The organism is Rhodococcus sp. NPDC078407 (assembly GCF_044542515.1).
Classification (GTDB): Bacteria; Actinomycetota; Actinomycetes; order Mycobacteriales; family Mycobacteriaceae; genus Rhodococcoides.
The window spans coordinates 139,554-152,194 of sequence record NZ_JBITUQ010000008.1 but is presented as its reverse complement, the minus strand read 5'-3'; the positions used below and the strand labels follow the sequence as shown (position 1 = coordinate 152,194).

12 protein-coding genes are annotated in these 12,641 nt (G+C 64.6%); 5 read left to right on the top strand and 7 right to left on the bottom strand.

What is annotated here, in order from left to right:
* Positions 1 to 39: 39 nt before the first annotated feature.
* On the bottom strand, positions 40 to 666 hold the full coding sequence (locus ACIGGF_RS11195) for an FKBP-type peptidyl-prolyl cis-trans isomerase (protein WP_397521390.1): 627 nt from the start codon (positions 664 to 666) through the stop codon (positions 40 to 42).
* 25 nt (positions 667 to 691) lie between these two features.
* Positions 692 to 1,546: an SDR family oxidoreductase gene (locus ACIGGF_RS11190; protein WP_397521389.1), complete on the bottom strand. Its 855-nt coding sequence runs from the start codon at positions 1,544 to 1,546 to the stop codon at positions 692 to 694.
* A 113-nt stretch (positions 1,547 to 1,659) separates the two neighbouring features.
* On the opposite strand from ACIGGF_RS11190, the gene ACIGGF_RS11185 reads away from it, so the two are divergent.
* On the top strand, positions 1,660 to 2,034 hold the full coding sequence (locus tag ACIGGF_RS11185; RefSeq protein WP_397521388.1) for a winged helix-turn-helix transcriptional regulator: 375 nt from the start codon (positions 1,660 to 1,662) through the stop codon (positions 2,032 to 2,034).
* A 205-nt stretch (positions 2,035 to 2,239) separates the two neighbouring features.
* A complete protein-coding gene (locus tag ACIGGF_RS11180) occupies positions 2,240 to 2,719 on the top strand; it encodes a DUF6764 family protein (RefSeq protein ID WP_397521387.1) in 480 nt (159 codons plus the stop codon).
* Positions 2,720 to 3,031: 312 nt separating this feature from the next.
* Here ACIGGF_RS11180 and ACIGGF_RS11175 read toward each other — a convergent pair whose 3' ends face one another.
* The 3 genes from ACIGGF_RS11175 to ACIGGF_RS11165 form a co-directional block, all read right to left on the bottom strand.
* Entirely contained in the window at positions 3,032 to 4,051 is a 1,020-nt protein-coding gene (locus tag ACIGGF_RS11175) for a hemolysin family protein (RefSeq protein WP_397521386.1), read from the bottom strand.
* Complete coding sequence (locus ACIGGF_RS11170; protein ID WP_397521385.1) at positions 4,048 to 5,451, bottom strand: hemolysin family protein; 1,404 nt, start codon at positions 5,449 to 5,451, stop codon at positions 4,048 to 4,050. Before ACIGGF_RS11170 ends, ACIGGF_RS11175 begins: the two co-directional genes overlap by 4 nt.
* A 131-nt stretch (positions 5,452 to 5,582) precedes the next feature.
* On the bottom strand, positions 5,583 to 5,957 hold the full coding sequence (locus tag ACIGGF_RS11165; protein ID WP_397521423.1) for a universal stress protein: 375 nt from the start codon (positions 5,955 to 5,957) through the stop codon (positions 5,583 to 5,585).
* Between the two features lie 131 nt (positions 5,958 to 6,088).
* Between ACIGGF_RS11165 and ACIGGF_RS11160 the strand changes: the two genes are divergently transcribed.
* Genes ACIGGF_RS11160 through ACIGGF_RS11150 form a run of 3 tightly spaced genes read left to right on the top strand, consistent with a single transcriptional unit; the run spans position 6,089 to position 9,127 of the window.
* Positions 6,089 to 7,078 (top strand): Bug family tripartite tricarboxylate transporter substrate binding protein, encoded by a 990-nt coding sequence (locus ACIGGF_RS11160; RefSeq protein ID WP_397521384.1) that lies wholly within the window; start codon positions 6,089 to 6,091, stop codon positions 7,076 to 7,078.
* Positions 7,075 to 7,605: a tripartite tricarboxylate transporter TctB family protein gene (locus tag ACIGGF_RS11155; RefSeq protein ID WP_397521383.1), complete on the top strand. Its 531-nt coding sequence runs from the start codon at positions 7,075 to 7,077 to the stop codon at positions 7,603 to 7,605. Before ACIGGF_RS11160 ends, ACIGGF_RS11155 begins: the two co-directional genes overlap by 4 nt.
* A 16-nt stretch (positions 7,606 to 7,621) precedes the next feature.
* On the top strand, positions 7,622 to 9,127 hold the full coding sequence (locus ACIGGF_RS11150; protein ID WP_397521382.1) for a tripartite tricarboxylate transporter permease: 1,506 nt from the start codon (positions 7,622 to 7,624) through the stop codon (positions 9,125 to 9,127).
* A 61-nt stretch (positions 9,128 to 9,188) separates the two neighbouring features.
* Here the strand turns inward: ACIGGF_RS11150 and ACIGGF_RS11145 are convergent, their stop codons facing one another.
* Both ACIGGF_RS11145 and ACIGGF_RS11140 read right to left on the bottom strand, forming a co-directional pair.
* A complete protein-coding gene (locus ACIGGF_RS11145; RefSeq protein ID WP_397521381.1) occupies positions 9,189 to 10,262 on the bottom strand; it encodes an alkene reductase in 1,074 nt (357 codons plus the stop codon).
* Positions 10,263 to 10,361: 99 nt separating this feature from the next.
* On the bottom strand, positions 10,362 to 12,542 hold the full coding sequence (locus ACIGGF_RS11140; protein WP_397521380.1) for a glutamine synthetase III: 2,181 nt from the start codon (positions 12,540 to 12,542) through the stop codon (positions 10,362 to 10,364).
* Positions 12,543 to 12,641: the final 99 nt, after the last annotated feature.

Genomic DNA, 12,641 nt, shown 5'->3' with positions numbered 1-12,641 from the left:
GCCGCAGAGGGCACATAACCGCGCCACTGCCGGAGGCACTCAGCTTGCGGACAGGATCGAAATCGCGAAGATCAAGCTGTCGCCCGGTTCGATTCCTGCCTGCGGCTGACCGCTGGGGTAGCCGTCGGCCGAGGTCACCGCAACGGCGACGGTCGAGCCGACGGTCTGACCGGCGATGGCCTTCTGGAAGCCGGCCACCACTCCGTCGAGTGGGAATTCGACCGGCGCGCCGCGTTCGTAGCTGCTGTCGAAGGTGGATCCGTCGCGTCCGTTGACGCCCATGTAGCAGACGGACACCTCGGCGTCGTCCGCGACGACCGGGCCGTCTCCGACCGTCAACGTCTCCACCTGGGTCTCGGCGACGCTGAACGGTGCCTCCACGGTGACCGACGGTGCCGCCGAGTCGGTGGATCCGACGACCGCGATGCTGCCGGTGTCTCCGTCGAGCGTCCACTCCGGTGTCCCCGACGCATCAGGGGCGGACGTCGGGCACGTGCTGGCTGCGGCCGCTTCGGCCGAGCCGGAAGCGGCACCGGCGGTGGAGCCTGCCGGGGTCGTCGATGTCGAGGTGTCCGAATCCGAACTGCACGCACCCGTCAGAAGCACGAGTGATGCGGAGGCTGCCAGGAACAGGGTGCGGGTCTTCGTGTGATTCACCGCGCCCACGCTACAAGTAGCGCGGGCACACCCGTCACAGTGCGGAGCGAAGCACCTCGGCCACCGGAGTGGATGGTCGACCGATCAGGGCCTGCAGATCTCCGGAATCGGTGTCGAGCTCACCGCGAGAGATTCCGGCGTCGGCGCTGGCCAACATCGTTGCCACAAAATCAGGGAGCCCCGCACCCTGCAGAATCGCCGCGTACTCGGACTCCGGAACGTCCTTGTAGACGACCGGCTTACCGGAGACGTCGGCGAGAACCTCGGCGAATTCGGCGTACGTCAGCCGTTCGTCGCCGCCGAGTTCGTAGATCTTCCCGCCCTGATCGTCCGTGATCAGAGCTGCGGCCGCAGCCGCGGCGTAATCCGCGCGCGTAGCTGCGGCGATCTTGCCGTCGCCGCCTGCACCGAGCCACACTCCACTGTCGATCGCCTGACCGAGCGAGCCCAGATAGTTCTCCCAGTACCAACCGTTGCGCAGAAAAACAGCGGGTATCGGAGAGGCCGTCAACCGCTCCTCGGTGGCCTTGTGCTCGGGAGCAAGACTGATGCCCGACGTGTCTGCGGCGAGCACACTGGTGTACGCGATCAGACTCACCCCTGCCGCTTCTGCAGCGTCGATGACGTTGGTGTGCTGCGCGATTCGTTGACCGACTTCCGATCCCGAAATCAGCAGCACCTTGTCCACACCTCCGAATGCAGACGTCAGAGCGGCAGTGTCGCTGTAATCGGCCACCCGAATTTCCACGCCGCGCTCGGCGAGCGAGGCTGCCTTGTCTGCGTTGCGTACGACCGCAACGATCTCTGCGGGTGCGACGCCACGCTCGATGAGTGCCTCGATGACGAGGCCGCCGAGCTGGCCCGTTGCTCCGGTTACCGCTGTGGTCATGATCGAACTCCTGAGGTTGAGGTTTCAAGTCCCCCGTCACTATGCACTTACTTTTCGTGCAGTGCAACTCTTCCAGCTAGTGCTAATTCTTTTACATGCGCTAACATGGCGGCATGTCCGAGCCCACCGAATCTCTCGAAGCGTCCGTCTTCGCTCGGGACTGCGCGTCGAGGCAGACATTGCAGAACGCCACCAGCAGGTGGGGCGTGCTTGCGCTCGCCGCTCTCACCGAGGGCGACTATCGATTCAATGCTCTGCGCCGACGCGTCGACGGCGTCAGTGAACGAATGTTGGCGCAGACGCTGCAGACCCTCGAACGTGACGGCCTCATTGTGCGAACCGTGCAGGGGACCATCCCGCCGAAGGTGGAGTACAGCCTCACTCCCCTGGGCCGTGACGTCGGAACTCGATTGAGCGATCTCATCGAACTCATCGAGGGGTCGATGCCTGCCGTCCTGGAATCACGCGCCGAACACGACGCCCGCTGACCTCCCCGCAGCCCCAAGCCCCAGCCCGGGCGACGTTATCCACGCGTGACTGTACCGAGATGCATTCGTGATTCCGACGATCAATGATGGAGTCGCAACGGGGTAACACTCGCACCACGGGAGTCGGGTCTCGTGCGAAATCGGCCCAGCGACCACCACGCGCGGCGCACCGGTGCCGACGCATCGATCTCGGGAGGCATTCACCATGTTCCACACCAAGAGGATTCTCGGCGGAGCGGCAGCATTCGGTTTCGCCTGTACTTTCGCGGCCCTCGTTCCCGGCACTGCATCGGCCGCGCCGGTCGCCTGCACCACTGCGCCCGGCGGTGCCGACGTCGCTGCGCTGGTCGGAGGATCACAATGTGACAGCTCCGCGGACGGTACGAGCGCAGCCGCAGGATTCGGCATCGAGGGCTGGGGATCTGCAGAGGCCATGAACAACGCGGCGGCCTTGGCGCTCGGCCTGAACGGCGGAACCGCCGTCAGCAACGCCACGTTCGGCGGCGCACCCGCGGCGATCGCCTTCGGCCCCGGTGCGATCGCTCAGAACACTGCCGCCGGCCTCGGCTTGTCCATCGCCGTGGCCGCACCCGGTTCGACGATCACGCTCACCCCGGAGGGCGCGGTGTGCAACGGTGCCGGAATCGCGGGCAGCTTCACCACCTTGCAGGGCTGCATCGGCTGAATGCCTCCCACCGACGAGCGCGAGTAGGCGATACGGATGCCACCGAGGGCCGGGTCATCTACAGTCTCAATGACCTACAAGTCTCGGCACGCGAGTCGGAAACGACCCGCTGAACAAGGAGTTCGACGACAATGATGTCCTACCTGCTGTACGACGTGCTGCTACCCCAGCTCGGCCACGACGTCGCGTCGTACTGGGCACACCTGTTGGTCGTCGCTCCGATCTGAGCATCGGACTCGACGCACGAACGACACATCCCCGATCGGCCGCTCAGGCCGGTCGGGGTTGTCTCGTTCGAGGGACCGAATCCGATCAGACGGGTTGCGGCAACAACCGTGTCAGAACGTCGGACAACGTCACGACGCCGACACTGCGCGCCGGGTCGTCCGCCGCCGCCGAGCCGTCGACCACCAGGGCCAGGTGATGCCGGGTCTCACGCATCGACTGCAGGGCGACGTACACCGGAGTGGTCGCCTCGAGCGTGTACGCCGGACGCGTGATCTCGGCGAGGGTCTGCGGCGCGGTCAACGTATCGCGCACGTGCACCACGCCTTTGACCACGTCGGCATCACTGACGAGGATCCGCAGATGTCCCGATCGACGCGATGCCTCGCGTACGTCGTCGATGGTGGCCGTCGACGGCACCGACGTCGGCTTGCCGAACTGCCGCACCAGGTCGCCGACCGTCAGTTCCTGCAGTTCGAGAGCACTGGAAATCTGCGCCTGATAGCTGGCGTCGAGAGCACCGACATTGACCGAGTGCTCCACCAACTGCCGAAGATCGTCCGCGTTCTGACCCGTACCCACCGTGTCGGCCGGCTCGACGCCGACGCGACGCAGGCACCAGTTCGCCATGTTGTTCAGCGCCGTCAGCACCGGACGCGTCAGAAACATGAACGCGCGCATCGGGATTGCGAGCATCGTGGCCGATTTTTCGGGATGCGCGATGGCCCAGGACTTCGGGGCCATCTCACCGACCACCAAGTGCAGGAAGGTGACGACGATCAGCGCGAGCACGAAGCCGAGGACGTCGGCGAACCAGTACGGCAGGCCACCGCTCTCGAACAGTGGCGTGAGCCAGTAGTGCACAGCCGGTTTGGTGGTCGCACCGAGGCCGAGAGTGCAGACCGTGATGCCGAGCTGCGAGCCGGCGAGCAGAACGGTCAACTCGGACGAGCTACGCAGCGCTGCACGGGCAGACCGTGAATTGGGAGCGGCGTCTTCGAGCCGATGTCGTTTGGCGGCCAACAGCGCGAACTCGACGGCCACGAAGAAGGCACTGGCAGCGATGAGGCCGATCGTGACGGCCAGGAAGACCCAGATGTTGCTCATCGGTGCACACTTTCCTTCGTCTCGGCCGACTCGTCGTCGTGCTCGGGGTCACGCTCGCCGAGCGTCAGGGTCAGCAAAGACGGGACGTGACTGTCGATCTCCTCGATCTCGAGCGTCACGAAGCGAACAGGAGTCACCTCGTCGTTCGCCAGATCGGCGTTGTCCGGTGGTAGGTCCACTTCGATCCGTTCCCCGACGTCAGGGAGAGATCCGTTGTGCGCGATGGCGAAACCGGCGATGGTCTCGTAATCACCCTCGGGCAGATCGATACCGATGGCGCGCTCGACCTCGTCGACGTGCACCTCCCCGGCCATGGTCCAGCTGCCGTCGTCGGCACTGACCGGGCTGGGATCGGACAGGTCGTCGTCGTGCTCGTCGGTGATCTCACCGACCAGTTCCTCGGCCAGGTCCTCGATCGTGATGACACCGGTCAGCCCGCCGTATTCGTCGATGACACAGGCCAATTGGTTCTTCGTCGAGCGCAACTCGCGCATCGCGTCGGGCAGAGTCTGGATCTCCGGGAGGATCAGCGCGTCACGCGTCAGCTCGGAGATCGGGGTGGAACTCGGCACCGTCGCGGACAGGACGTCCGTGAGATGCACGACGCCGACGATGCCGTCGTCCTCGTCGAGCACCGGATACCGTGAGTGCTCCTGCCCCATCAGCGCTGCGACCTCGGCGAGGGTGTCGGTGTCGCGGACCGTCGCCGAGCGGGAACGCGGAATCATCGCGTGTTCGACTGTGCGCGTGGGGAAGTCGAGAATGCGATCGAGCAGGGTCGACAGCTCGTCGGGCAGATCGCCGGTCTCGCGTGAATCCGAGACGATGTGCTCGAGGTCGCGCAGACTGGCCGAATGCTCGACATCGTGCACCGGTTCGATCTTGAGCGCCTTGAGCAGCAGGTTCGACGACTGATCGAAGATGGTGATCAACCAGCCGAAAAGCTTGAGGTAGATGGTGGTCGAGAGAGACAGCCATCTGGCCACCGGCTCCGGACGCGCGATGGCGAAGTTCTTGGGAAACAGCTCACCGAAGAGCATCTGCACGAAGGTCGCGAACGTGATCGCCAGTACCGCACCCAGGCCGACGCCGACTGCCGTCGGAACTCCCACGCCGCCGAGGATCGCACCGAACGATCGGCCGATGAGAGGTTCGGCAACATAGCCGACCAGCAAGCCGGTGACCGTGATACCCAGCTGCGCACCGGACAGCATGAACGAGGTTCGCTTGGTGACGGCCAGTGTTCGAGCTGCAATTGCGTCACCGGCTTCGGCGCGCGCCTTGAGCCGGGACCGGTCGACGGTCATGTACGAAAATTCTTGAGCCACGAAATAACCGGTGGCGACGGTGATGAGGAAAACGACGAGCAGGCCGAGCAGAAGAGTGAGCAGAACGCTCATTCGCCGGACACCGCCTCGCACGTAGTAGCCGTAGTGCGGGAGGCCGTGTCCGGCCCGGGTTTATCGCTGTCCATGATTCCTCAGGGTCGAATGATGTGAAGTTTGTCCGATACTACCGGACTGTCGAACCGTCAGGGTGCCTTGACGACCAGGACCGGAACCGGGCAGTCCAGCAGAACCCGCTGAACCGTACTGCCCATCAGAAACTTTCCGACAGCGGAACGGCGCTTGGAGCCGATGACGACCATGCCTGCGCCGACGTCGGCAACAAGATCCACCAAAGCGCCGGCGGGGTCGCCGCCGTCGGGTTCCACGCGCACGGTCGAAGAAACACCGGGCAGCGTTCGCTCCACCTCGGCCTCCGCGGAGCTGCGGTCGTCGGCGGACACCGAGTCTCGGTCCACCACCGACAACACGATCAACGGTGCCTGACGCAGCTCGGCCTCGGCGGCACCACGTCGCAACGCTTCCTGCCCCTCAGGTGTGTTGCTCATCGCTACCGCCACTGGCTTGCCTGAGGACACGTTTTCTCCCGTTGCTCGAGTTCACCGAAGTTCGCCTTCGATGTTGTGAACTGGACTAATCCGACAAACTGTATCTAACCTGACGCTGTGACACACCACACGAAAGGCTTCTGATGGCGATATCGCCCACACTGCTACGAACGGCCGGAGCCTTGGCGGTGGTGGGAGCGGTGACCGTTGCAGGAATCGATGCCGCCAACAGCGCCAGCGGGTCGGACGCCCGCGCCAAACTCACCATGATCGCGCCGGCCGCTGCGGGCGGCGGCTGGGATCTCGTCGCCCGTGAATCGCAGCAGGCACTGCGCAGCGACGGCATCGTCAACAACGCCCAGGTGGTCAACGTGCCGGGAGCCGGCGGCACCATCGGTCTGAGCCAGCTCGAGAACCTCAGCGGCCAGCCCACCACCGTCATGATCACCGGCACGGTCATGCTCGGCGGCATCGCGATCAACAACTCCGAGACGACACTGGCCGACACCGTTCCGATCGCCAGACTCGCCGAGGACTTCGAGGTGTTCGTCGTCCCGAAGGACTCACCGATCCAGAATCTCGAGGACATGATCGAGGCGTGGCGAGCCAACCCCGGCGGACTGCCGATCGGCGGTGGCTCACTCGGCGGAATCGACCACATTGTCGCGGGTCAGCTTGCACAGGAAGCCGACATCGACCCCGCCGCAATCAATTACATCGCCTACTCCGGGGGCGGCGAGGTATTGACTGCCCTGCTGTCCAACACCGTCGGCGTTGCGGTCAGTGGCTTCAACGACTTCCGCGATCAGATCGAGGCCGGCAACGTGCGAGCGCTCGCCGTGGCCTCACCCGAGCCGCTCGAAGATTTCGACGTGGACACGTTCATCGAACAGGGCTACAACGTCGACCTGGTCAACTGGCGCGGCATCGTTGCCCCGCCCGGCATCTCGGACGAGGACCGACAGACTCTGATCGACATCGTCACCGAGATGGTCGAGACCGAGCAGTGGGCGACGGCCGTCGAACGCAACCGTTGGAAGGAATCGGTTCTGACCGGCGACGAGTTCGGTGAGTTCCTCGAGGTCGAGCAGACACGCATCACTGGACTTCTCGCAGAGCTGGGACTGGTATGACAACGACGACTACCGACACGGACACATCGCGATCGTTCTGGACAGGCCGCAGCGGACTGATAGTACCGGCGCTGCTCGTCGCGCTCGGAGCCTTCTTGGTCTACGGCACCATCACGATGGACGTTCCCTCGACCGCCACATCACCTGGCCCGCAGGTCTTTCCGGCGATCGTTGCGGGCGGCTGCTTCGTCGTTGCCCTGCTGGTCACCATTCAGTTGCTGGTCAAGCCCGACGCCGTCGACCGCGGGGTCGACGACGACGGCAAGCCGCACACCGGCACCGTCAGCAACTGGCGCACGCTGTCGATCACCGTCGGATCGGTGGCCGTGTTCATCGCTCTGCTCGATCCGCTCGGCTGGGTTCTCGCCGGTGCCATCCTGTTCTGGGGCGTCTCGGTCGGATTGGGTGGTCGCCGGTACGTGTTCGACGCGGCCATCGCGCTGCTGGTCTCGAGCGCGATTCAGATTGCATTCTCCGCGGGCCTCGGCCTGACCCTGCCCGGCGGCGTTCTCGCCCAGATCTTCTGACGGAGCTGACTTCACGATGGATTCATTGTCCAATCTGATCGACGGGTTCGGCACCGCGCTGACTCCGATGAACCTGGTCTGGGTGTTCGTCGGTGCGCTGCTCGGCACTGCCGTCGGCGTCCTGCCCGGTCTCGGCTCTGCCATGGCTGTGGCACTGTTGCTGCCCGTCACCTTCACCCTCGACCCCACTGCGGCCCTGATCATGTTCGCCGGTGTGTATTTCGGCGGCCTGTTCGGCGATTCGATCTCCGGCATCCTGATGAACACTCCCGGCAACAGCACCGCAATCGCCGGAACCTTCGAGGGTCACCGAATGGCCAAGAACGGCCGAGCGCCACAGGCTTTGGCGACCTCGGCCATCGGCGCCTTCATCGGCGGAATCGTCGCCACCACCCTGGTGGTGTTCTTCGCACCCACGCTGGCGGACTTGGCGACCAACTTCGGTCCGGCCGAGTACCTGGCACTGGCGGTGTTCGCCTTCATCGCCACCTCGGCCGTGGTGTCCGATTCCGCGCTGAAGGGTTTGACCGCACTGCTGATCGGCCTCACTCTGGCCGTGATCGGTATCGACGGGCCCTCGGGCGCTTCGCGATTCACCTTCGAGGTACCGGCCCTGTTCGACGGCATTCACATCGTCGTCATCACCGTCGCGATGCTCGCGCTCGGTGAAGTGATCCACATCGCGTCGAAGATCGGTCGACCCGAGGATCGCAGTCTCATCAAGTCGCAGGGACGTCCCTGGCTGAGCAAGGCCGAATTCCGCGACGCGCTCCCGGCATGGTTGCGCGGCACGGCATTCGGGGTGCCCTTCGGTGTCATTCCTGCCGGCGGGGCCGAAGTGCCGAGCTTCCTCGCGTACGGCACCGAACGCAGGCTCGACCGCAAGCGCGAGAAGCCGATGTTCGGCAAGGGTGCCATCCGCGGTGTCGCCGGACCGGAAGCGGCCGGAAACTCCACGGCCGGAACGGCAATGGGGGCGCTACTGGCTCTGGGCCTGCCGACCTCGGCGACCGCAGCGATCCTGCTGGCTGCCTTCCAGCAGTACGGTATGCAGCCCGGGCCGTTGCTGTTCGAGCGCAGTGGCGACATCGTGTGGGCCCTGCTGGCCAGCCTGTTCGTGGCGATGGTCGTACTGCTGATCCTCAACCTGCCGTTCGCACCGTTGTGGGCTCAGTTGCTGAAGATCCCGAAGAACTACCTGTACGCCGGCATCTCGGTGTTCGCCGCGCTCGGCGTCTACGCATCGAGTGCCTCGATCGTGGATCTGATCTTCATGCTCGGGCTGGGCATCGTCGGATTCATGATGCGCCGCTACGAGATTCCACTGGCGCCGGTGTTGATCGCGGTGATTCTGGGCCCGCTGGCCGAGGAGTCGCTCCGACGCGCACTGGCCGTCAGCGAGGGTGACCCGTCGATCCTCGTCGGCAGTGCGATCACCATCGTGCTGTACGCGCTGATGATCATCGCCGTGGTGTTCTCGATCGTCAGCAAGGTCCGAGCCCGCAAGACCGCGGACTTCTGAGTGCGCTCCGCGCAGTGGTGCGGTTAGGTGCCCTCAGTGGCACTCAACCGCACCACTGCCGCTAGGCACTCAGCGCCGGGTAATCCGTGTAGCCCTCGGCACCGTCGGTGTAGAAGGTGCTCTGATCCGGCTCGTTCAACGGCAGATCCTCACGCCAGCGGCGGGCGAGGTCCGGGTTCGCGATCGCCGGACGGCCCACGACGACGGCGTCGCCGATACCGTCCTCCATCAGCGACAGCGCCTCGTCGCGGCCGGTGATCTCTCCGAATCCACTGTTGACCAGTGTTGCGCCACCGAAAGCCTGTCGCAGGTCCTGGACGAGCACGCCGGACGGATCCTTGTGCAGCACGCTGAGATACGCCAGACCCAACGGGGCGAGCCGCTGAACGAGGGCACGGTAGGTGGCACGCACGTCCTCGGAATCGGTTTCGAGCGCATCCTGGATGTTGTGCTCGGGGGAGATACGAATTCCCACCTTGCCGGCTCCGAGCGCGGCGGCCACTGCTTCGACCACCTCGGCGACGAACCGCGCCCGGTTCTCGGGTGAGCCGCCGTACGCGTCGTCGCGCTGATTCGAGGCGGGCGAGAGAAACTCGTGCAACAGGTAACCGTTGGCACCGTGCACCTCGACGCCGTCCATTCCGGCCGCGATCGCATTCTTCGACGCCTGCACGAAATCTTCGATGACCGAGGGCAGTTCGTCCGTGCGCAACGCACGAGGGGTGGGGTACGGCTTCTTCCCCTCGTACGTGTGGGTCTCGCCTTCGATGGCGATGGCACTCGGTCCGACCACTTCACGGCCACCCGTCGTCGCCTCGTGGGTCACCCGACCTGCATGCATCACCTGCGCGACAATCACGCCGCCGTCAGCGTGCACTGCGTCGGCGACGTTGCGCCAACCGGCGATCTGCTCGTCGGTGACCAGTCCGGGTTGCCCGGGAAAGCCCTGGCCGGCATGACTCGGGTACGTGCCCTCACTGACGATCAGACCTAGCGACGCGCGCTGCTTGTAGTGCTCGACCACCAACGGGCCCGGCACCCCGTCACGCCCCGAGCGCATCCGCGTGAGCGGAGCCATCACCAACCGGTTGTCCAGCTTCAAGTCTCCGAGCACCAACGGGGTGAACAACTTCATGGATCTCTACTCCTCACGGGCGTGCACAATTTGCGTCACTCACCCGAACCGCAGAGATCCACGAAGCTATTCCGCCTCGAGACATTGCTCACGCAGTCACTACAGGATGTACAGCATTTCCTGGTACGTCGGCAGCGGCCACAGGTCGTCGGCCACCATTGCCTCCAGAGTGTCCGATGCAGCACGTACAGCCGCCATCGCAGGTAGCAACTCGTCCTTGGCGTGCGTGGCCTCGGCCAGCGCGTCGCCGCCCGGGTCGGCCTCCAGCGCGCCCTTCAACGTCGCCAGCCCTGCGCGTAGCTCGGACAACGGAGCCGACACTGCCTGGAGCGCAGACATGTCCACGTCGTCGACGCCTGCGCCCTTGAGTGCGCTGACATTCTGCGCCAGTTCGGTCTGGTATCGCACTGCCGCCGGCAAGATGGACGTCTGACCCATCTCCAACGTCAGACGCGCTTCGACGAACACCGTCAGCGCGTACTGCTCGAGCCCGATCTCGTAGCGCGAGTGCATCTCTCGGTGGTTGAAGACCTTGTACTTCTCGAACAGTTCCATCGCCGAGTCCGAGATCAGCTCCGGGAGCGCGTCGAGCGTGGTACGCAGGTTCGGTAGTCCGCGTGCTTCGGCCTCGATCTGCCAGTTGTCCGAGTAACCATCACCGTTGAACACCACGGCACCGTGTTCGGTGATGATCTCCGTGAGCAGGTTCTGCACGGCGGTGTCGAAATCGGTGCCGTCGGCGACAGCGGTTTCGAGGTTGGTGGCCATGTAATCCAGTGCCTCGGCCATGATCGTGTTGATGGTGACCATCGGGCCGTTGACGGTCTGCATGGAGCCGGGAGCGCGGAACTCGAACCTGTTGCCGGTGAACGCGAACGGACTGGTGCGGTTGCGGTCGCCGGGATCAGTCGGCAGCACGGGCAGGGTGTCGGCACCGATCATCATGGTGCCCTTGCCCTTCGACGACGTGGCCGCGCCCTTGGCGATTTGATCGAACACGTCGGCGAGCTGGTCGCCGAGGAAGATCGAGATGATCGCGGGCGGAGCCTCGTTCGCGCCGAGGCGGTGATCGTTGGTCGCCGACGCCACCGAGGCGCGCAGCAGGCCACCGTACTTGTGTACCGCGCGGATGACGGCGGCGCAGAAGACGAGGAACTGCGCGTTGTCGTGCGGGTTGTCGCCGGGGACCAGCAGTGATCCCAGGTCGGAATTGCCGAGTGAGAAGTTGACGTGTTTGCCGGAGCCGTTGACGCCCTCGAAGGGCTTCTCGTGGAACAGGCACTCCATGCCGTGCTTCTTGGCAATGGTCTTGAACGTCGTCATCAGCAACTGCTGGTGGTCGGCTGCTATGTTGCCGCGCTCGAACATCGGGGCGATCTCGAATTGCCCCGGCGCAACTTCGTTGTGCCGGGTCTTCGCCGGAATGCCGAGCTTGAACAGCTCCCGCTCGGTGTCCATCATGAAGCCGAGCACGCGCTCGGGGATGGCACCGAAGTAGTGGTCGTCGAATTCCTGGCCCTTGGGCGGCTTGGAACCGAACAGGGTGCGGCCGGCGTTCAGCAGGTCGGGGCGGGCGAGAAAGAAGTGTCGATCGACGAGGAAGTACTCCTGCTCCGGGCCACAGAACGAGACGATGTTCTCGATGTTCTCGTGTCCGAAGAGTGTCAGGATGCGCTCGGCATGCCCGCCCATCGCCTGCTGGCTCCGGAGCAACGGCGTCTTGTGGTCGAGGGCTTCACCGGTCATCGAGACGAACACCGTCGGAATGCAGAGGGTGTTGCCGTTCGGGTTCTCGAGCACGTACGCCGGGCTGGTCACGTCCCAGCCGGTGTATCCGCGCGCCTCGAACGTGTTGCGCAGGCCACCGTTGGGGAAACTCGAGGCGTCGGGTTCGCCCTGGATCAGCGTCTTGCCCGCGAATTCAGCGAGCGCGCTGCCGTCACCGACCGGGTCGAAGAAGCTGTCGTGCTTCTCGGCCGTCAATCCGGTGAGGGGATAGAAGACGTGCGCGTAGTGCGTGGCCCCCTTCTCGAGAGCCCAGTCCTTCATCGCCGACGCGACAGCGTCGGCGACCATGGGATCGAGCTTCTTGCCCTTGTCGATCGTCGCCATCACCGACATGAAGACCGACTTGGGCAGACGCTTCTGCATCACGACCTTGCTGAAGACGTTCTCACCGAAGATCTCGCCCGGCCTCTCGTCTCCGACGAAGCTGACCGCCGGCGGTACATACGCCTCGACGTCTTTGATCGCCTGCAGGCGGACGGCATTTCCACTCATGGCTACCCCTTGACACGGTGTTGCTCCGCACCTGGATTGTGCGGAGTCCGACCCGGCGACTGTACGAACGGTTGGTGGCGGTCATGTTTCGTCGCTGTG

Bases quoted from the DNA above. Each gene is read 5' to 3' on its own strand.
- ACIGGF_RS11190 (WP_397521389.1), bottom strand. From the start codon at position 1,546: ATGACCACAGCGGTAACCGGAGCAACGGGCCAGCTCGGCGGCCTCGTC.
- ACIGGF_RS11185 (WP_397521388.1), top strand. From the start codon at position 1,660: ATGTCCGAGCCCACCGAATCTCTCGAAGCGTCCGTCTTCGCTCGGGAC.
- ACIGGF_RS11180 (WP_397521387.1), top strand. From the start codon at position 2,240: ATGTTCCACACCAAGAGGATTCTCGGCGGAGCGGCAGCATTCGGTTTC.
- ACIGGF_RS11175 (WP_397521386.1), bottom strand. From the start codon at position 4,051: ATGAGCAACATCTGGGTCTTCCTGGCCGTCACGATCGGCCTCATCGCT.
- ACIGGF_RS11170 (WP_397521385.1), bottom strand. From the start codon at position 5,451: ATGAGCGTTCTGCTCACTCTTCTGCTCGGCCTGCTCGTCGTTTTCCTC.
- ACIGGF_RS11160 (WP_397521384.1), top strand. From the start codon at position 6,089: ATGGCGATATCGCCCACACTGCTACGAACGGCCGGAGCCTTGGCGGTG.
- ACIGGF_RS11155 (WP_397521383.1), top strand. From the start codon at position 7,075: ATGACAACGACGACTACCGACACGGACACATCGCGATCGTTCTGGACA.
- ACIGGF_RS11150 (WP_397521382.1), top strand. From the start codon at position 7,622: ATGGATTCATTGTCCAATCTGATCGACGGGTTCGGCACCGCGCTGACT.
- ACIGGF_RS11145 (WP_397521381.1), bottom strand. From the start codon at position 10,262: ATGAAGTTGTTCACCCCGTTGGTGCTCGGAGACTTGAAGCTGGACAAC.
- ACIGGF_RS11140 (WP_397521380.1), bottom strand. From the start codon at position 12,542: ATGAGTGGAAATGCCGTCCGCCTGCAGGCGATCAAAGACGTCGAGGCG.